Here is a 20534-nt window from a genome sequence, read left to right as displayed (position 1 = left end):
TATACCTACTTCGATTCACACATTTTGGTGTGGTCTATCTTAGCACATGGAGATAGATTATATAATTGTTTTGTTGGAGGCACGGCCTCGTTTCGATACGTTTCGTTACGATTACCTGTCCCATAGCAGTTTAATAGTCGAACTTTGTTGTAGGGCCATGGCAGATGCCAGACCGCTCACCCTACGAGAGCTACGCAGAGACCTGCACAAAAATCCCGAATCCGGTTGGAAGGAGTTCCGTACGACTGCGCTCATCGCACACGAACTCGACGAACGCGACTACACCCTTCATCTCGGTACGGACGCCGTCGCCGAGGACGCTCGCCTCGGCGTTCCGGACGAGGCCGACATCGCGAACGCGGTCGCTCGCGCCCGTGAGGAAGGTGCACCGGAGTCGTTCATCGATCGAATGGACGATATCACCGGACTCGTCGCCGAGAAGTCGTACGGAGACGGGTCGGGACCGACCGTCGGTGTCCGAGTCGACATGGACGCCCTCGAACGCAGCGAGGCTACCGACGACGACCACCGCCCCGCCCGCGACGGGTTCGGGAGCACCCATCCGAACGAAATGCACGCGTGTGGCCACGACGGCCATACAGCCATCGGTCTCGGTATCGCACGCGAATTCGACGAGAACGGCGGTTTCGACGGGACGTTGAAACTGTTCTTCCAACCCGCGGAGGAGGGCGGACGGGGGGGTAAACCGATGAGCGAGACCGACCACCTCGACGACGTCGAATACTTCCTCGCGCTTCACCTCGGACTCGGTAACGAGACTGGAATGGTCGTCGCGGCGTACGAGAACCCGCTGTCGAACGCGAAACTCGACGTGACGTTCGAGGGTGCCCCGAGTCACGCTGGAAACGCGCCAAACGAGGGACGCAACGCGTTACAGGCCGCGACGACGGCGATTCAGAACCTCTATGCCATCCCTCGCCACTCCGACGGCGCGACCCGGATCAACGTCGGGAAGGTTCACTCGCCGAATCCGCAGAACATCGTCGCCGAGGAGGTCCGGATGCGCGTCGAGGTTCGCGGCGGCTCGGCGGACCTGAACGACTACATGTTGGAGAAAGCGCGCCGCGTCGTCGAACACGCGGCCGGAATGCACGACGTGGAACTTCGAACCGGCCTCTACGGGAAGACGACGACGTTTACGGCCGACGATCCGATGATCGAGGCCGTCACGGCCGCGGCGGCCGATGTCGACACCGTCTCCACCGTCGTCGAACGCGCCGACATGGGCGGGAGCGAGGACGCGTCGTACCTCATCCGTCGCGTACAGGAGAACGGCGGTGAAGCGACCTACGTCGGCATCGGCGCGAGCAACCCGCACGGCCATCACACGGCGCGATTCGATATCGACGAGGATTCCCTCGCTATCGGGGTCGACGTCGTCGCTCGTACCGTTCGAACGCTCTGATCGCTGCACTCGGACGTGACTCGCCGCTGGGTTCAGAGCGGCCGCGCCGTCGGTAGGGCGGCCATCGACTCGACGGCGCTACCGGTAGTTATCCGGGCGATACACTGCGTTTATTACCCCTCATTTCGATTGAGCGGAGGTATGCAGGTTGACCAGGAACGCCTTCGTCGCGACGTCGAACGGAACGGCCAGTTCGGTGCCATCGACGTCGATGAAGGACACGGGCGGACGGTACTGACAGGAAGCGACGCGGACCGGCGCGCACGGGAGTTCTTCGTCTCGCGGCTCGAAGACGCCGGGCTCTCCGTGCGCGTCGATGCGGTCGGAAACATCGTCGGGCGGTGGACGCCGGAGGGAGCCGACCCCGATGCCGCGCCCGTGGCGGCCGGGAGTCATCTCGATTCCGTTCCCGAGGGGGGTATCTTCGACGGACCGCTCGGCGTTTACGCCGCGCTCGAAGCCGTCCGAACGCTGCAAGCTTCGAACGCGGACCTCCGCCGGCCGGTCGAGGTCGTCTCGTTCACCGAAGAGGAGGGCGCACGGTTCTCCTTCGGATTGCTCGGGTCGTCTGTCGCCGCCGGCGTTCGAACGCCCGAGGAGGCGCTGTCACTCGCTGACGACGAGGGGCGCACACTCGGGACGCACCTGCAGAACGTCGGCTTTGCGGGCGACGACGATGTTCACGCGGACGAATGGTCTGCCTGGGCGGAACTGCACGTGGAACAGGGAACGACGTTGGAATCGGCCGGGAATCAGGTCGGCGTCGTGGACGCCATCACCGGCATCACGAACTGCAGGGTCGAAGTCGTCGGCGAGGCCGACCACGCGGGCGCGACGCCCATGGACGAACGGTCCGACGCGCTCACGACCGCGAGCGAGTTCATCGTCGACTTTCGTCGCGCCGCAGAAGAAGTGGTCGCCTCCACCAGTCCGACGGCCGTCGGAACGGTAGGCCGGTGCGACGTCGCGCCGAACGCTCGCAACATCGTTCCGGGGTACGTCGAACTCCACATGGACATCCGCGACGTCGAATACGAGTCGATGAACGCGCTCGCGGACCGCGCCCGACAGTCGCTCACGCGTCTCGAACGCCGTGCTCCGGTTCGAACCGAATTCAACCGGTACCGTGACCAGCGGCCCAGCCGGATGGCTGACAGGTGTGTCGAAGTGGCATTGAATGCGGTTGAAATGCTCGATATCGGGGCACAGAAGATGCACTCCGCAGCGATGCACGATACTGCAAACGTCTCGTCGGTGACCGACACCGTGCTCCTATTTGCCCCCTCGCGGAACGGCCTGTCGCACAATCCACTCGAATGGACCGACTGGGACGATTGCGCCGCAGCGACCGATATACTCGCGACGACGCTGGCGGAACTGGCGAGCGACTACTAGCCGAATCGGACTTCGAACTCGACGATGGACGCCGATTCGTTGCGTCGTAGATAGTTGCAACCGGCGTCTAGAAGTGGTATGTGGACTTGTTTCTCTCCATATGTGTCGGATTCAACCGTTGGTGTTCGATTTCAATACTCCGACTTCCCCCGCGTAACGTCGGGAAATCACGCCGCCCTAAGATGATTTGCACCCGGGGCTCGAGCTCCGTCGGTCGGTAATGGGACGGTTAGACGAGTCATAGCCGGACGAAAACACACGTACTACCTTCTCCCTTGGGATTGCAACATATGCAAACAACTATAACGGTCGTTTGCACAGTGATGGTATGAGCAAACTACCGAACAACGGGTCGCCATCACGGTCGTTGAGTACCGTTGTGACGGCGGTGAACGTGATACGGGCTCTGGAGGAGCTACGTAACGCGACCGTTGACGACTTGGTCGACCACCTCGACGTCTCCAAAACCACGATGTACAACCATCTTGCAACACTTCGACAAACCGGGCTCGTCGTCAAGAACGGCGACGCGTACGAACTCAGTCTTCAGTTCCTCCTCCTCGGCGAGTTCGTCCGAAACCAGCACGTCCTCTACAAAGTGGGGAAGAAGGAGGTCGAGAAGTTGGCCAAACGGACCAACGAGTACGCGCACCTCTCGACTGAGCAACACGGCCTTCGAATCAGCCTGCTCAAGGTACGCGGCGAGAAGGCCGTCGGGGACGAGTATCAGACGTCGAAGTTACAGAAACCCGACTATCTGCACCCGTCGGCGACGGGGAAGGCGATACTGTCACAACTCTCGCCCGAACGAACCGCGGAGATAATCGACTTTCACGGCCTACCGGCCAAAACCCGGAACACCATCACCGACAGGGACGAACTTCTCAAAGAACTCGAGGAGACGCGCGAACGCGGTTACTCCTACAACGACGAGGAGGAGATCGAGGGGTTGCGCGCGGTCGGTGCGCCGATCAGGGACCGCGACGGAAACGTCCTCGGGGCGTTGAGCGTCTCCGGGCCGACGAGCCGGATGAAAGGAACGCAGTTCCAGGAGACGATACCGGAGATGGTCACGAGCACCGCCAACGTCATCGAGGTTAACATCAACATGTCGGATCGGAGCTCCGACACGCTGGGTTTGGGGTAGTCCCGTCATCACGTCGCGCGCTGCTACCGAGACGTGCTTCGGTGGGGACGGTTCCGCATTTGATCCCGGTATCGGCGAACCGATCCCCTCGTTATCCATCCGTCGGCCGCCGTCCTTCGGACTCACCGTTGTCAATTGCGAGTGATCGCGCCGAACGCCATTACAACACTACATCTGTAAGTCAATTTGTGACTTCTTCGAGAGCAACACAAGGTATACGTTGTATTCGGCGTTGATGAGGCCAAATAGTATTCCCAAATTCTTCAGAGACAGCGGCCGTGAAACCGGCGAAGGAAGAGAATCGCTCACGACCGTCGCATCACAATTTTATATAGCTAAATATAGTTTACCAATTCCTGCTCTGCCGGTAGCGGTCCTCTGTCACCCGCTTTCGGTACATCAGCGCTCGGCCATTCTACTTCTCCATATCTCCGTAAGCGGAAGTAACACCACCCCGGGACCCCCGAACCAATCTATGCGCAGTTCGTAGTGTTATCCGATCATCGACCAGACTCTCAACTGAGGATACTGTTCGTCAAGTCGTGTTGCATAGAGGGTGTGTATCGGTTACAGGGAGAGGTGGTGTTCGACGGCGAGTGAAAAGAAACGGTCAGGAGAATGGTTAAGATAACAGCGAATAGAGAGGAGATATGGTTGACTCGTCACCTCCGTCAATTCCGCGAAGTTGGGCTGCCACGATAATTGTTCTATATATCATATTTTTACTATATTCAATTCTGTTAGCGGGTTCACCTCTACTTGGACTGCTTCCCGCACTAATCATCATTCCGCTCTACTTACTGTGGCGATTTCTCGTTGCGATAGAAGCCATTGCCGACGCTCAACAGCGTATCGCCCACCAACAAGACCAGAAGAAATAGACACGGCAATCTACGGGTGTTCTATCACGATTTACCGGCTAAATACACGCTCTCTATTGCTCCTTGGGTCTAAGAAACTCCATCTCTCCCAGATGAAGATGAGCGAGGACGGATCAATGATAGATTTTTAACGCTTTCTAATAAAGAAATAATCGGTATCAAATGACCAACTCTCTCAATGAATATCTTAAAGAAAGGCCGGCATTCGGTGGTCTTACCGTCCTTGGCATGCTCCTCATCGGAATGATGATCTGGGCAAAAATATACTATCCTCATCGTTCCGTCGGAACTATCCTCTTTGACCCCGGTCTTTGGTTTGTCTTTGTTCTCATCGCCCCCATCCTGTTCCTTAGCTACTATCTCAGTTCTAAATGTTTAAACTGACCAATAACAAATGGCGTCTAGTCAATAGTCCGAAGATAATATAAATTGTAGCTACAGATCGTACAAAAGACACGTGATGCCCGTTTTCTGCTTTCTAACCGCTAATCGCCACGATGATTGGCGGATGACGAAGAGGTATTAATCCCCTTCGTAATCACATAGAGTAATCCAGTGAGGAGCGCGGTATTTTGGATGACTGTGATGAGAGTACTCCGTAGTCCATAGAGGAGTTCAATACCGAACGCTGCGATGAATTCGTCGAGAAAATGGGCGAGGAGAAAGCCGATTAAGAGGATTGTTCCAACGCGGAGGCTTTCGGTGAGTAGCCACTGACTATTGATGCCGAGTTTATTCATAGAACTAACTGGTTTTCTAGTGCGATAAATCTACGCTCTCAATTTAGCATCTTGCTCGGAGAGTTACAAAGTGCGTGATGCGTATTTAGCGTGCCATCTGTTGATGAAATCGACGACTGGATTCGGCTATGCCGAACAACTGGAGAAAAGTAGTCTGCTTTCTGGGATTTTGGCGCGTTTGGCACTGTCTAGATAAGGACGAGCAGGTTGAAGAGTTAGTGATTCATGCTACTCTCAAACCTGCTCAAAAAGAGTTTAGAGACGGCTACGCTTGAATGTTGGGAGCGTGAGCGGACGGCGACGCCCGTTAGGGCGTTCGCCGTCCGGCTTCACGCGACCGGTTGTTCGCTCAGGGAAACAAAATCGATTCTTGCGCTCCTCGGCGTAAAACGTTCGCATCAAGCGATTTTTCAATGGGTTCATCGGGTATCTGACAGCGTTTCCGACCCGCCGTCGGCGCTGCCGACGGCGGGTCGCGGTCGACGAAACCGCTGTCAAAATCAGTGGCGAATGGTCTTGGGTGTACGCTGCAATAGACACTGAAACAAAACTGCTGCTCGGTATCGATGTATTTGATCAGCATGGCACTGATCAAGCGGCTGCGTTTCTGTCTGGATTGGCCGAGAAACACGATCTCTCGGACGCCGTGTTTCTCGTTGATGGCTATGGATATCGGACTGCCCTCTTTCGGATCGGGTTGAGCGGTCGGCTCGACGACACCGAGCGAAACCTGATCGAAAAGTGGTTTCACACGCTCAAGCAGCGGATCGACCGCTTCCATACGTCGTGGGTGGGCAGTCGGCCGAGCGTCCAGCGGTGGCTTGAACAGTTTGTGCATTACTATAACCATCAGCGACCGCATCAATCGCTCAACAACCGAACGCCTGTCGAAGAGGAGCTAAACTAGACAGTGCCCTATGAACAGATTAGCTACTATGTCAACAATTTCTGTCCAGTTGTCGGTCATAGGTATTTCAATTCTCTCCGTGTGGATCGGCCTTATCACTGCTTTAGGGGCGTGGTCAAACCAGGTTATTGTGTTTTGGAGTCTAATTCTGTTCGGATTCGTTGGACTTGTTCTTTTACTTGATATGAGAGTTGGATCTGCGATATAGCAATGGTACTGATCGTTGATCCGCACCACCGCACAAGAAACCGTAATCCTTCGTAGTAAACGATTGCAGCATTAAACAGTTAACAGTACTCCTCCAATAATTGCAAGAAGACCAAGCCCCACACACACCGCCCAGAATGAAACTCGTTCAACAAGCCGCATTAACCCATCAATCGTGATGTAGCCAACCACTGCCGCAGTTACAATGGAAACGAACGCCGCCAGTGGTGAGAGTGATGGGATGCCACCACTATCTAGAACCGCGATAAGGGCCCCTCCCAAAGCTGCAGGAATCGAAAGCAAAAACGAAAGCCGGAATGAATTGGGGCCATCGTGCCCTCGCAGGAGGAGCGCGCTTGCTGTTGTCCCTGACCGAGACACGCCAGGTAGAATTGCAAGTCCCTGCAGGGATCCAACGAGAACTGCATCAACGAGATTGGGCTCGTCTCGCGTTCCAAGAGAGAGTCCACCAGCAAACCGCTGTAAGAAGCCAGTACAAACCAACAGAAGACCGATCAGCGCAACGAACGTTCCGCCCGTCACCGCAGAAATAACGTGTTCGAGCCCAAGATACGCGATAATTCCGACGATCCCAGACGCGAGACTTGCAACTCCTAAAAAGGAGAGTGTGGTTGTCTCGTCCGAGAACGCACTTTGTGGCCGCCAGTCTGGAAGCGTCCCCAAGACGTTCACAAGTTCATCTCGATAGTATGCCGTCGCCGAAACCGCAGTCCCAAGATGAAGAAATAGGGCATATGCAACTGCTTCCGTTGGTGATGCTAGGTTGAAGAATGCGAAAACGAGAGTGATATTACCTTCACTCGAAATCGGAAGCCATTCAAAAATCCCTTGGAGAATACCGAGGATAAGACCAATCAGGAAAGAGCGACTCATATGTGACCCTCCAAAGCGGGTGATGAAATAATCTTCGAATTGAATGAACTCGGTTTAAATATCTTGAGTACTTCCCTGTCTATCACCTTCTAATGGGTTTTTTCAGATAAACAAACCTTTCTTCGCTAGATCTGTAAGTGTGACGACTTCAACGTTGCTTTGCTTAATATATTGAAGAAGAGATTCAAACTTCTTCTCGGAAAACCCTCCTGCACCAATCTTATGGAACAAAAAGACCGACAGCTGCTTGTACGTTGCTGCATAGTCAACCATCTGTTTCGTCCGAGCGATATTTCCATCGCCGTACATCCGTGAGAGGATTGTATCCTTCTCGATTATCGGTAGTGCGTTTGGTGATGCGCCGAACGATAGTGTTAGATCAAAGTGCTTTTGCGCAAGGTCGAATGTTTTAGGCCCAACGATATTCTTCGGGACAGCCATGTATTTGTGTCCATCATAGCCATACCGTTTGAGCCAACTTTTCGACTCTGTCATTATTTCCTCTTGCTTTTTTGGAGGGTATTGAGGAAACGGTTTTGCACCAATATTTGGATGGGCGATCATATCCCAACCATCTTTGACCATCTCACGCATTTGAGGCTGTGTGAGGAAGCCATCATCGTATATTGCATCCGTGATGACTGCATCTACCCCAGGGAATCCGTGCTTCTTCATGTGCTTCTTATATGCCACTGAATAGTGAGACTCAAGGCTGTCATCGAACGTGAGCATCACCATCCCCTTCTTAGGAGCGGGTACGGTTTTCACATCATCAACATAAAAATCGATGGGAGTCGTCGAATTCGGATCTTCCGGACGGCCAATAATACGTACCTCATAGACGTTGGAAAGATCGACGCTCTGCTGGCGCTGAACATCTGTAACTCCAAGGTTTACTCGTACCCATTTTCCCTTCGGTCCATAGAGAGTGCGTTTCAATTCGACGATATGCCCTTGATCAGGTGCATACAACTGAACGGCGACTTTTACAAAATCATGGGACGTACATTTGAACGCCAGCGAGAGGTTTTTATTGCTAAAATCGGCAGGGTTGCTGGCGAAATTCACTCGATGGATTTGGCCTTCGATAGATTGCTTACCACCAATGACATGGGCTGACTGTGACCCAGCATATACCTGTTTTGTACCCTTTTTTAGCGTTCCTAGTCCGTCGACAGCACTCCAGCTACCGAGCGACTCGAAGTTCTCAAACGCCTTGGGAACTCCTTGACTATCAGAGCTAGTTGTTGTCTTTTCTTCTGGTGTCTGTGTTTCTTGAGCCGATGTAGTTCCTCTGTTCGCAGTGGTCGATGACTGGTTCGGTGCGCTTGTTTCCTCGTTTGAGTCGCCGAATACAGTACACCCGGCAAGGCTGACCGTTCCTATTGCTCCAACTGTTCGAAGGAAAGCACGCCGTGTTTGGCGAGACATTGTTACTGAGGTACAAAGATAGTAGTCTTATAGTCTTTTTCAAATCATGTAAGGTGTCTGAATTCCTTGTGTGTTGATTCATTAATATCTCGCATAGGAATTGTTTTGAAGATAACGACACCATCGTTTTCAAATACTTGCTGATAACGTGCAGAGGCACGTAACGAGGTAATCGTCTGCTGGGTTTGTCGATGCTGTATGCCTCGTACTGTGAACCTTCCTTTCGGTACATAGAGGAAGTCGGGCGAGAGATGTGCTTTTTGAAGTGTGTCCGTCACACAATCGCTTGTCTCACATGTTGAAATCCGCCTGAATCGCTGAATCTGCGTCCGGTATGCTTCTTTTCCCATCCATTCAACCCCCCATGGCCCTACGATGATAGTGCGATGTGCTTGTTGTGGAAACCATTCGGCAGTATCCCCAAAGACGATGAACTGTGCAGTTGGCGCTGTATTCTGCTGTACCCACTGCATTGCGCTCACGTCTGCTTTGTCCATAAACGCAGGTAACGATTGACTCCCAGCATGTGTGTTAATACTGCTGGTTACATAGAGCCCACCAGCTACGCCACCAAGTAACACGATACCTAATACGAGACTACTTACACCAATTTGACGTTCAGCTATCGTCTGTGTGAACGGACGAACGGCTGCTTTGGCGCCATCGATAATAAGGGGCGCACTGAGAAATGCACCGACGAAAAACGGGAATCGAGCCTTATCAAGCACAAGTGAGGCAAGGAGGAGCCAGGCAGGAAGAAATACACGCCGACGAGCGAGTAGATAGAGACTTCCTAGGAGAGATACTGGTCCCCAAAAGAAATAGAGTGTCTCAGCCATTGATCCGAATCTAAACATTCGTTTCAAATGGGACAGATTTCCTCCTATTCCTCCCTGTGCTCCTGCTGCAGCCACGAATATATCGACACCATGGGTTTGAATGACTTGCATCCACCATGGTGCTGTGAGTAAAATCCCCCCTAAACCAGTGAGCCAACCATAGCGAATCCCATCAAAGGATCGATCAAAAACGAACCATTGTAAGGCAAAGCTCCCGATAAAGAAGACAGTATACTGTGGATGTGAAAGAACGGTCATTGCGAACGCGATAGAAGCTACGGGAAGCCAACGAGTATCTTGATCACGAAAGATCAAAAGACCGGCATAGAGACCAAGAATTACGAACCCAAAGGCAGGGGCACGGACAAACCCACCAGCCGAAAGATGCCATTGCAATACTGGCGGAGTCACAGCAATGATGATTGCCGCGAGGCTGGCTTTCGGTCGTGACTCAAGCAATTGTTCGGCGAGAGCATAAGCTGGAATGAGATAGCCGACAGTGAGAATGCCAGGGAGGATCCGTGCGATGGTGAGTGGACGCATATTGAGCCAATCGCGAAGAATAGCAGCGAGATACAATCCAAACGGTGGATAGGCGAATGGCAATCCTCCGCTCGTGTAGTATGGAATGACTTGTGGCAGTGCATAACCATGGTCGACGATACGACCTGCCATTAGTAGATACAATCCCGCGCCGAACGCGGGGTATGGATGCGTTCGAAGATACCCAATAACAAGAATCGTCCCAATGAGTATACTAGGTACCAGCCAAGTAACAGAGTTGTTGATGATCCATTCGAACTGCTGGTAGTATCTGCTCGAGATAGAATTATTTGGTTCTGTTGTTTGATTCTTACTATCGTTCTCCGTCATTCTCTTCGATTTCTGGTCTCAATACGGATTAGAGAACCGATATCGAGATCCGTAAGAATGCTTTTACTTCAAGCAACGAGATTACAACAATAGATTGGGATTTAATCGAGGTAACACAATGAGTTTCAACTAGTCTTTTTCTGGTCGTGGAAGGGCGACAAAAGTCATTTCAACGATGCTGTATGGGTTATACACTGATTGGCGGCAAAATATTAGTAAAAGATCTGATAATAAAGCCTCATCGGCACTATCTAGTTACGTGATTCTGTTGTAGAGTGGCGTTTCATGTCTTTAGCGGGAGTGGCGAATGAATCACTTCGTCTCATCATGGCTAGGATTTCTGTGACATAGCCGAATTTCGTCATCTCACAGTGCAACCGATATCGATCTCCAGAATCAGCCACGTATAATCGGCGAGAAAAACTGCGCCAATCGTATCGCTGCCGCTCGATTTTTCTTATCTAGACAGTGGCTTATAACTGTTTCTGACGTGTAGCATCAGTACAAAAGACCTACGGGGATACGGTATCAGCATTTATATTAGATGAAGATTCATTCTCGCAGTATCTGGCTCGGGTTTCTAAGTGCGGCTATGGTTCTGCTGATGCTACTTTGGTTCATTGGTATCGGTGAAATCAGTGCCGCCTTTGCAAAGCTTACGACGCGATCGGTAGCCGTCATATTCGGATTAGCATTGGCATGGATGCTTTCTTGGTCGCTTGCTCTTCATCGAATATTGAATGTGGTTGGTGCAAAATCTTCTGTCTGGGTGGCGTTTCTTCTATTCGCGAGTTCGGTATTTGCAGACAACATTACTCTGTTTGGTCAGGCGGGCGGGGGACCGTTCAGTGCTTTACTAATCTCAAATTCGACAAAAACAACATATGAGACTGGTTTAGCATCAATTACTAGCTTTGACGCACTCAACCTTCTTCCATCAATTACCTTGGCAGTTATTGGACTTAGCTATTATGCTGTTCAATATGCCGTTGGCCAACATCTATCCCTAATTATGATCCTAATAGCGGGAACTATCGTTTGCCTTCCAATCGTGAGTTATACATCATGGCGATATTCTACACAGATCAATTCTAAACTCACTCACTTACTTACGGTTATTTTGCAATACAGCACTATCTTTATCCCATCCTATGAGCCACCTGGTCAGGATGCGATTCGCGAACGGGTTGATGGATATTTTCAGACCATCCACCGGATCAGCACGAATCCGACTGACCTTTTCGCTGCGTCCATGTATTTAACAATTGGATGGGTTTTAATGGGCTTGATTATGTTTGTATCGATACAGACGCTGTTAGGTAGTGTAAACTTCCCACTGTTCGTCGTCTTTATCATTGTTCCTGTCGCAACGATAGCAAGTGTCACACCGCTCCCTGGTGGGACTGGCGGCGTTGAAGTTGCAATAACATTGCTTCTCCTTCCGATGGGCATTTCGAAAGAAGTCGCTCTTGGAGCGGCACTTATCTATCGACTTGGAACATATTGGTTTTCTACTCTGCTTGGTGGGATATGTGTACTTATACTCGAACAAACAACGAACTAAATCTGATCCTCGATTATAATGTACAAATATCTCTCATCTCTCTTGGCGGAATTGATCTACTATCAGTATGTTATGATCCAGTAAAATAAATTGCTCCACCGATCGTGATACACATACTCCCGACCCACATCAAAAACAGTGCGAATACTGCGCTCTTCCGTGTCACAATCCCAGTCCGATTGACAAGCGATGTGGTGAGTACGCCGATCATTGCACCGAATAGAAGTACCGTAAATAGAGAGCTACCTATAAGATATACTGAAAATGTTAAACTAGCTGATTGATGTAACTTTGATGGATTCATTGGTTGTTTCTCTCTCATCACACCGTATGTTATTTACTATTTCTCTCGTTTCTCTCTTGAGCGAACCCGCTCGCCAGCATGAATCAGGTCTTCTACTCCATTCAATGGCGATATTTCGTTGTGGCGATCAGTGGTTTCGAGACCATGTTTTGAGTACCACCTTGATTTTGGACTGAAAATAGAATCCTAATAAATAACCCGAGTTCAAACCCAGGTTCCTTCATCAATGGCTCATAGCATGGTTATTTGTGTCGCTATCCTCATTGGTGCATCACTCTTGATGTTGGTGCTCCTTTCAGTGGGAATGGGTTGGTATTCCCTGTAGTAGCCATTCTAACGCCATTGTCGACACCGATTCTGGCGATTATGATTGAATCAGTCTCGCTGTCACTTGCACCCGAGCGATTTAGAGAGATTCGCGGACAAACACTTGTTACGATTCTTATCATCCAGGCCGGGATGTCACTGCTTGCATTTGATATCGTTCCCCCACAGAGACAGTAAACGAAAATATGTCCTATCCGCCAGAGGAGAATGTAGGTGTGTGTATCTGACCCACGGGAAATGAGGTTGCAAAAGAGTCGTAATCAGTGTATAACAAACTACTGAACTACCGATTGTTCTGTAGCGATCTTAATGGCACCAAACTATATCTCAAACCAACGTGCACAAAAAGCAACACTCCTTGTTGGATTTTTATCACTCGCAATATCGGCGCTTATAGCACATAGAGACCCGGCAAAATCATACGAACTCTCAATCTATCAGGCCACTCCAGTAGCGTTCTGGATTGGTGTTGGTATTGCGCTTTTCATTGCTGCTATCCTAGCGTTCCGGACGATTGGACCTCTACGGCACCTCGCACTCATCCTCTCTGGAACTTGTATTTTGACGGTTGTGAGTCTTCCAGTCATTCGAGGGTATTATTTTTTCGGTCATGGAGATGCATTGACCCATCTCGGATGGGCACGCGAAATCAGCGCCGGAGCCATGAATCCTACCGAGTTACTCTATCCGGGGATCCATACGATCTCGGTCATCATTAGTACTGCTACCGGCCTTCCTCTCAATAGAGCCTTGCTGTTGACCGTTGTTTCATTCGTTCTTCTTTATCTTCTATTCCTTCCACTCTGTACACGAGCGCTCGACCCTCACAAACTCTCAATAGTGTTCGGAGCGCTCTCTGCGTGTCTATTGCTACCGATCAATGGAATCAGCCTTTTTGTGCAGCCACACCCCGCATCACAAGCAGTACTCTTCTTTCCTCTTGTTCTCTTCCTTGCTGTCCGGTATCTCACCGGCGACGAGAAAAGTAAAATTCCCTTCGTTAAAACTCCGTTTGGAGTATTACTTGCGCTTTCCTCTATTGCAATTCTACTCGTGCATCCTCAACAGACGGCTAACGTATTGATTGTGTACGGCTCTATTGTTGGCGTTCAGTGGCTCTATTCTTTATTCTGTTCCAATCACGCTATCGCTGGACAGCATCGGTCATTGTTCGGCCAGACTGTGTTTCTTGGTATTTTGTTCCTGATATGGATGCCAACGCATCAGCGTGCCAGTGGCTCAGCGAGATATCTTGTCCGTCAGCTTCTCTTTCGATCGAATACTGCTGCAAAAGATATCACCCAACAAGCTGGTGGTCTCACACAAATCGGTGGAAGTCTTGAGTCGATGTTTCTCAAACTGTTCTTAATCAGTTTCATTTTCTGCGTGATTACCGCCCTAACGCTGCTTGCCGGTGTGAGCAATCGTCTTTCCACATCGCGAGTTAACCAATTTAGCAACTATTTCTTCGTCGCCTATATTCCTCTGTTTACACTTTTTGGAGCCTATCTCGTCACAAGTACCGGAAAATTCCATTTTCGCCAACTTGGGTTTATTATGGTGATTACTACGATTTTCGGCGCGATTGGATTGACACACTTTATTGACTATCTTGATCACCATATAAAACGGACGGAGTTAGTGAAATCTCCTCTCACAATATTTTTCATCGCACTACTGGTTCTTTCTGGAGCGACTCTGTTTCATTCACCGTATGTTTTCCAACCATCGGAGCATGTAACCGAGGGAGAAGTAACTGGCTATGAAACCGCATTTGCTAACAGGGGAAACTCGTCATTCATCGGGTTACGTGCGCCTGGAACGCGGTACGCTGATGCATTGTATGGAGTTCGGGAAAGAGATCCTCGCGAGTTCCTCGGTGACAGTCTCTACGCTGATACTCCTGCAACTGGGAAGAACTTTACTGGGTCATACTTAGTGAACTATTATAACTCAAGTCACTACTTGCCAATTACCGCTACTGGTCGACAGCGTGAAATTCGTGTATACAATGGGCTTCGATTCCCTCGACGAGGGTTCCGGTCCCTAGAGAATCAACCGAGGATCGCTCGTGTACAGTCTAGTGATGGATTCCAATTGTATTATCTACGGACATCAGAATAGCATTTATGCCACGAAGCTATTTTCTTGATTGGTTATCGATATGCCGTCTTCGGTTGCTCCAAACAATCGGAGAAGGAGTAGTCGGATTTCTGGGATTCCGCTGATTCGTCACTGTTAGTTTAGCACCTCTTCGACAGGTATTCGACTGACGAGAGCACTGATGGAATGAACGCTTGCTAAGTCCCTAGAGCATGGAGTAGGAACAGGGTGGCACAGGCTGCCAACTGAAGAAAATGATAAAACCTTTTGCAGATGCGTCTGAGCCGTCGAAAGCACAGCACTAAGCATCTCCCGACCGCTATTGATAGTATGAGCAGTCACTTCATCAACAAGAGAGCCATCACTAGATATTCTATGAAGCAGTTGTTGGCATTTGTTAACGATCTTTTAGTGTGCAGTGATTTGCCGTTAATGACCAGAAAAGCCGTAGTTACAGTATGGCTTTCGATCATTTATCACCAACAGACTTACATCTGAATCCTTCTCATCAGCTACTATGAGGAAATTGACTGACCTTTGGAAATCTCTTCGAAACAATTCATTGTTCTTTTCGGGTGTCGATTTTGAATGCGCTGGATGTGGAAACACAGTGAAAGAATATCATGAATCTTGTCCACATTGCGGAAGGCAGTTACTATAGACTATGTTTAATTGAGCCAATTCAAAAAGCGAACAGTCCGAAGATTGTGCTGTTCATACTCAATTAAAGACTGCACATAATACTTCATTTAAATACCGGGGAATACCATATTCCTTGGGCCCGTGGAACTCAATTTCCAACACGTAGTACTACTATCATAAAGATTAATCAAGACTGAACCCTTATTACGAAATGGGATGCCCATAGAGAATTCCGATCCAGAAATCTTGGAGGTGAATATCGATCAATCCAGGGAGGTTCGTCTTGTCAGATTTTTTCTGATGGAGAAGACCTTGAATATTATTTCGTGGACCATTATCGGGAGTGTATTCGCTTACCTATCGATCGATCAATTAATAAGCAAATATGGCGTCCCAATTGAGCTACTGCTCTTTTTTATGCTAGGTTTATATCTGTGTTCTAGAGGATGTAAATACATGGCGCAAGCAACCTTGCCATCAAAGCTTCACACAATCGAAGACCACTCGTAATAAATAGGGCCGATTACTGATTTTCGATACTAAAATCATTCTTTTACAATAATCCTCCCTGTCATTCCTTCCATCTCGTGAGGAACACAGAAGTACGAATAGGTTCCAGGGATTTCAAAGGTGCGTTTGAATGTAGTTTTCGGATCAACCGTGCCATGGCCCTTCCGCCAAGCATCACGAGCTGCCTGTTCGGACTCGAAGCCACCGGAGGCAAAGTATTCTGCATTTTTCGGGATAGCATTTTCGTACGCAGTAACACTATGTCTGCGCATATCAGTATTTGCCCACACAACGGTTTCTCCTATTTTTGTTTCGAACTTCTGTGGGTTGAAAGACTGCGAACCCATAGAAATATCTCCGTTTAAGCGACTGGAGCCAAGAATCAAATTTGCACAGCCAGTTAAACTAGTAGCCAAAGATACAGTAGCACCAGCTAAATATGCTCGACGTCTCATAGTAGACTTTCAGGCTGCGATTATTAAATACTTCCTGGGGATTCCTAATCACTGAAAATGGGGCAAGCGTTTTTTTTGCGAATTATGTCTGTATACCTATCTTCTCCATGTCAGTTAGTATGACCACTTCCACATTGCTTCGCTTTGTGTGTTGAAAATTGCATCGCATCTCTTTTTTCAGATAGACAGTCTTATCCAATTTTGTGGGGCATGAAACTAAATGCTGTTTAAATTTTGTAGCATGATTGGCCATTTTTTGTTTGATTGATTCTTATTGAATTATGTAGTCCGATCTCCACCTTTGTGAATAATTCCGCTATAATAGTCAGGGCCCAGCCGCATTCAGTTTTTGAAAAACTGCTTCGTCACAGTACTACGACTGTAAAGGCAATTCAGCAGGATTAACTACCGGATAGCTAGCGATACAGTATTACATGGAGGATTTGGAGTCCTCTCGAGGGTTCAGATTTCAAATTCTGAAATCGCTAAGATTCTTATAAAGTGGAAGCTAGTTTGTCGAAGCGACATATATTGACTATTGCGGCATTCTTCATCACTCTCGCAGTATCATTCTTTCCCTAATGTAGCAATCTACAAACGATATTTTATGATCTTGGCTGCCAAAAGCCTAATTGGATATTGGTTCTATTAAACAATAGAGTCAAAACATACAGTTGATCATCGGTGTGCGTTGTGACTCCATGGCGAACAAGGGTAGCAAGGTGTCTATCTCCTGAAAGAACCATTGCACCAGCTTTTCGAAGAAGATCAATTGCTTCGTTACGCTGAGAAGGAGGAAACCCGTTTGAATCTAAATCCATTGCTGGGAGGCCATTAAGTGTGGTTTCAACGCACGCGTAGAGGTCTTGTGAAAGACAAATTGGAAAACTTTCTTCGCCAAGACTCCCTGACCACTCATTTGAAGACTGTTTTTGGCGAGCTCCAAGAAGTGTTCTATCCAGTCCAACTTTCTTAAACAGATCTCCTCTGTTTTGTCTTGCAAAACCAGCAATTTAATTTACCAAACTAAAAATTTAATTTATATTACAAATATAATATTTTATAATTATTATCATACAATAGTTGTCGTACTACTGTAAAGTAACTTTTCCTTTGATGATTCCTCATTCTCAAGTTGTTTGCCACTGTCTAATTCGAATTAGGTGGAACGGAACAAAGACAATAGATGTACTTATTCGTCGTGATAGCATGCCCGTAAGCTCAAGTCACATCAATCGTCGTCAGTTTATTCAGAGGACGATTGCCTCGATAGCCTTGGTTGGTGGTATCTCAGCGGCAAGTGCTCGCCAGTCTAGTCGTTCCCCACAATACACCTTAGAACAAAACGGCAAGTGTATTCCTATTGCACCGCTGTCGATGTCTGGACTCCCAGTCAAACAGTTCTATGACTATCGTACTCCGAAGACAAATCCATCCTCTCACAAGTACGCCTCGTTCGGCTCGGAGGAACTCCAACGGAAGAACACGAGTATTCTCTTCCTGTACGAGGGACCCAATGGGCTGAGTCTGGTGGCGGTTCACGATAAGATCGATGCTGGAGACGGCGGTGCAGTTACGTTCCGAGTCACGAATCTCCCGGCTAAAGGCAAGCTCGTTGTTAAGGACGACTCGTACAATTCGTCAACGAACCTCGATACCTGGGACTACTCAAAGAACAGAAATTGGAAGGGGAAGGAATCTGCGAGTGTTAACATTAGTTGGGCATGGGACAGCGGGAGCTCGGATGGATTCGTTTATCGTGGATTAGGAAATCAGTTTGAGTTTACTATCTATCCTCAATTTAACGAGAACGCCATTCTATCGGATGAAAACAGCGGGAAAGTAAAGCAGTGGGAGTTTCTGTCCGGAAACATGAACGACCCCTCCCGAACAAAACTCGATATGACTAAACCAGTCACGATCTCATCTAAGACATGCCAACAAGAGTCTCCACCACAGGAGACGGCAAGAAACAAAAAACAAAAAGAGAGTAGCAAACACGCGACATCATCAAAACCATCTGACGATAAAAATATAAATGAAGGTCAATCGATCTTTGGTCAGATTTGGAGCGGTTTTGTTTCGGCCTTGGAATCATTGGTGTCGTTTTTCACTAGTCTGTTCTAATCTGCATGCAAGGAACTCTTTCTTTCCGAGGGACGAATTCCCGAAAGGGTTGCGACTATTTCTTCTAATTAGCCAATACTGATTTCCTATGGGGATTTCTCGGCTACCTCACAATGTATGGGTTGATTTGCAGCATCCCGTTCGTTAGAATGCGTATCGATCAGTGTCCGTACGAATTATATATTGCTGGTACAAATCTTAATGTCAAATAGTTCATACCCATTTTGCCCCGTCGAGAACTAAATAAATTGTCCTGTTATTGGGGAGCATTTGTTTGGGACCACAGCTAATCTATTTACTAAAGAGGATTAGAAGCATGTCTTGCTATTCAAATACAGAATTTTGAGTATGAGAATCGATCTTTGACTGCTTAACTGAACCCCAAAGACAAAGCGAGAGTAGGCTAATTCATACCCACGGCAAATGAGTGACACGTCGGCTCGAAGCAAGAGACGGTTGTATAGAAGTCCATTAGCCGCACGATTTATCGGCTTAGAATTGATTTTACTTGCTATCGCATCTATAAATATATTTATAATTAAAGGATCCTTTGGTTACCTTTTTTTACGGTATGTCCATTTCCCTTGCAGTTCTTGTAATGATTGTAGGATTGATTATATTGTGTTCTGCAATGTTCCTAAGGAAAAACGTATGAATTAGTTAAAGTGTGCTACCATCTCACTCTCTTGGCTACCATTTTGGAGGTGAACTCTTATTAATCTAAAAGTAATAGACTCAGATGGGAGCTAATTATGTCAATTTTCCAGTTGCTACTTGATCGGTTACGGGATGCAAACGAAGAGTATGAGCTGTATGAATGTACAAGATGTGGTAATACCCAACCAGCGATTACTCCGCATATTGTCTGTCCAGATTGTGGCGGTAAACTAATTCGTAGCGATATTGACGATCTCGATTATAGCGTTTCATCCTCTAATTAAACATAAATTCATACATAACATTAATTCCGATTTCAGCAATTCATTTTTCGTTCGCTATTCTTCCTCTATCCCATGGGACGTTGAGGACCTTTTTCAATTACTGAAATGCAGTGCTCTATTTGAGGTATTGAAGCCGGCGACTGTAGAAGGTTTTCCCACAATTGAGCAAGGGAGAGCTCTATGGCCTTTACAGTATTAGCTGTGTAATGGGACATATTTTCAACTTCTGAAATCAGAGTGCCATTCGAGATAGACAAAGTACAAAAGAATGGTTCGAAGATCGCGTTCAAATGATGAAAGCCAGAGGAATACAAAAGTCTCATGAGGTCAGAGCGCCAGGTATGCTATGGGGAATAATGAAACGAGAGAAGGAGATCACTCGAATATTTTTATCCATTGTTGTCATATTGTCATCAATTATTGCTGGATTTTACATTGTACTGTCTTATATTGATCCAAATTTGTTCTATTCTTATTTTAGATAAATATAATTTTAATTGTATCTATCTATGAACAATTGAATAAAAAAGGAGCCCAAGTCCGATTGCCAACAATAAGCTTTCTATTGTATGGAGCGTAATTAACTCTTGACCAGTGAGTTCGAAACTTCTTCGAATTCCAATTTCATAGATTGCTTCCACAATTGTTCCGACAGTGACTGTTACAAATCCTAAAGTTGCGACTTTGAATGATTGATTACCTCGTTGGCTATATACACGGTAACTAAGAATCGATAAGACACTTCCAAAAATAAGCGTTATTATATTAACTAGAATGAAGCCGAAAATCCCAATTCCCGATTCTGGTTGTGATGTGAAATT

At 48.1% G+C, this 20534-nt stretch carries 11 protein-coding genes and 1 pseudogene; 7 read left to right on the top strand and 5 right to left on the bottom strand.

The annotated features are described in order from the left end of the window. The first annotated feature begins 157 nt into the window (after window positions 1-157). The 3 genes from ACGYLY_RS21155 (at window position 158) to ACGYLY_RS21145 (ending at window position 3968) form a co-directional block, all read left to right on the top strand. Complete coding sequence (locus ACGYLY_RS21155; RefSeq protein ID WP_395284569.1) at window positions 158-1426, top strand: amidohydrolase; 1269 nt, start codon at window positions 158-160, stop codon at window positions 1424-1426. Between the two features lie 141 nt (window positions 1427-1567). Further along, window positions 1568-2821 carry a M20 family metallo-hydrolase gene (locus ACGYLY_RS21150; RefSeq protein WP_395284570.1) on the top strand — a complete coding sequence of 418 codons (1254 nt, stop codon included), beginning with the start codon at window positions 1568-1570 and terminating at the stop codon, window positions 2819-2821. A 328-nt stretch (window positions 2822-3149) separates the two neighbouring features. Beyond that, window positions 3150-3968 (top strand): IclR family transcriptional regulator, encoded by an 819-nt coding sequence (locus ACGYLY_RS21145; RefSeq protein ID WP_395284571.1) that lies wholly within the window; start codon window positions 3150-3152, stop codon window positions 3966-3968. Between the two features lie 1366 nt (window positions 3969-5334). Here ACGYLY_RS21145 and ACGYLY_RS21140 read toward each other — a convergent pair. Beyond that, entirely contained in the window at window positions 5335-5589 is a 255-nt protein-coding gene (locus tag ACGYLY_RS21140; protein WP_395284573.1) for a hypothetical protein, read from the bottom strand. A 225-nt stretch (window positions 5590-5814) separates the two neighbouring features. On the opposite strand from ACGYLY_RS21140, the pseudogene ACGYLY_RS21135 reads away from it, so the two are divergent. Beyond that, window positions 5815-6496 (top strand): annotated as a pseudogene (locus ACGYLY_RS21135) (IS6 family transposase). A gap of 279 nt (window positions 6497-6775) precedes the next feature. On the opposite strand, the gene ACGYLY_RS21130 reads toward ACGYLY_RS21135, so the two are convergent. The 3 genes from ACGYLY_RS21130 to ACGYLY_RS21120 all read right to left on the bottom strand — a co-directional run bounded on the left by ACGYLY_RS21130 (window position 6776) and on the right by ACGYLY_RS21120 (window position 10740). Beyond that, window positions 6776-7597, bottom strand: coding sequence for an undecaprenyl-diphosphate phosphatase (locus ACGYLY_RS21130; RefSeq protein WP_395284574.1), 822 nt, complete (start codon window positions 7595-7597; stop codon window positions 6776-6778). A 102-nt stretch (window positions 7598-7699) separates the two neighbouring features. Further along, window positions 7700-9028: a polysaccharide deacetylase family protein gene (locus tag ACGYLY_RS21125; RefSeq protein ID WP_395284575.1), complete on the bottom strand. Its 1329-nt coding sequence runs from the start codon at window positions 9026-9028 to the stop codon at window positions 7700-7702. Window positions 9029-9072: 44 nt separating this feature from the next. Then, a complete protein-coding gene (locus tag ACGYLY_RS21120) occupies window positions 9073-10740 on the bottom strand; it encodes a glycosyltransferase family 39 protein (protein WP_395284576.1) in 1668 nt (555 codons plus the stop codon). Window positions 10741-11284: 544 nt separating this feature from the next. On the opposite strand from ACGYLY_RS21120, the gene ACGYLY_RS21115 reads away from it, so the two are divergent. Both ACGYLY_RS21115 and ACGYLY_RS21110 read left to right on the top strand, forming a co-directional pair. After that, window positions 11285-12304: a YbhN family protein gene (locus ACGYLY_RS21115; RefSeq protein ID WP_395284577.1), complete on the top strand. Its 1020-nt coding sequence runs from the start codon at window positions 11285-11287 to the stop codon at window positions 12302-12304. Between the two features lie 940 nt (window positions 12305-13244). Continuing rightward, window positions 13245-15059, top strand: a complete 1815-nt coding sequence (locus ACGYLY_RS21110; protein ID WP_395284578.1) for a hypothetical protein — start codon at window positions 13245-13247, stop codon at window positions 15057-15059. A gap of 1166 nt (window positions 15060-16225) precedes the next feature. On the opposite strand, the gene ACGYLY_RS21105 is transcribed toward ACGYLY_RS21110, so the two are convergent. Continuing rightward, the gene (locus tag ACGYLY_RS21105) at window positions 16226-16645 is read right to left on the bottom strand and encodes a plastocyanin/azurin family copper-binding protein (RefSeq protein WP_395284579.1); all 420 of its coding nucleotides are present in this window, start codon (window positions 16643-16645) and stop codon (window positions 16226-16228) included. Window positions 16646-18022: 1377 nt separating this feature from the next. Between ACGYLY_RS21105 and ACGYLY_RS21100 the strand changes: the two genes are divergently transcribed. After that, window positions 18023-18772 (top strand): hypothetical protein, encoded by a 750-nt coding sequence (locus ACGYLY_RS21100; protein ID WP_395284580.1) that lies wholly within the window; start codon window positions 18023-18025, stop codon window positions 18770-18772. Window positions 18773-20534 lie beyond the last annotated feature (1762 nt).

This window comes from Haladaptatus sp. CMAA 1909 (genome assembly GCF_043952005.1).
GTDB lineage: Archaea > Halobacteriota > Halobacteria > Halobacteriales > Haladaptataceae > Haladaptatus.
This window is presented reverse-complemented; position numbering and strand designations above follow the sequence as displayed.

What these genes read in the sequence shown, in the direction of transcription:
- ACGYLY_RS21125 (WP_395284575.1), bottom strand. Translation starts at nt 9,028, where the DNA reads ATGTCTCGCCAAACACGGCGTGCTTTCCTTCGAACAGTTGGAGCAATA.
- ACGYLY_RS21105 (WP_395284579.1), bottom strand. Translation starts at nt 16,645, where the DNA reads ATGAGACGTCGAGCATATTTAGCTGGTGCTACTGTATCTTTGGCTACT.
- ACGYLY_RS21120 (WP_395284576.1), bottom strand. Translation starts at nt 10,740, where the DNA reads ATGACGGAGAACGATAGTAAGAATCAAACAACAGAACCAAATAATTCT.
- ACGYLY_RS21150 (WP_395284570.1), top strand. Translation starts at nt 1,568, where the DNA reads ATGCAGGTTGACCAGGAACGCCTTCGTCGCGACGTCGAACGGAACGGC.
- ACGYLY_RS21155 (WP_395284569.1), top strand. Translation starts at nt 158, where the DNA reads ATGGCAGATGCCAGACCGCTCACCCTACGAGAGCTACGCAGAGACCTG.
- ACGYLY_RS21145 (WP_395284571.1), top strand. Translation starts at nt 3,150, where the DNA reads ATGAGCAAACTACCGAACAACGGGTCGCCATCACGGTCGTTGAGTACC.
- ACGYLY_RS21130 (WP_395284574.1), bottom strand. Translation starts at nt 7,597, where the DNA reads ATGAGTCGCTCTTTCCTGATTGGTCTTATCCTCGGTATTCTCCAAGGG.
- ACGYLY_RS21100 (WP_395284580.1), top strand. Translation starts at nt 18,023, where the DNA reads ATGTCTGGACTCCCAGTCAAACAGTTCTATGACTATCGTACTCCGAAG.
- ACGYLY_RS21140 (WP_395284573.1), bottom strand. Translation starts at nt 5,589, where the DNA reads ATGAATAAACTCGGCATCAATAGTCAGTGGCTACTCACCGAAAGCCTC.
- ACGYLY_RS21115 (WP_395284577.1), top strand. Translation starts at nt 11,285, where the DNA reads ATGAAGATTCATTCTCGCAGTATCTGGCTCGGGTTTCTAAGTGCGGCT.
- ACGYLY_RS21110 (WP_395284578.1), top strand. Translation starts at nt 13,245, where the DNA reads ATGGCACCAAACTATATCTCAAACCAACGTGCACAAAAAGCAACACTC.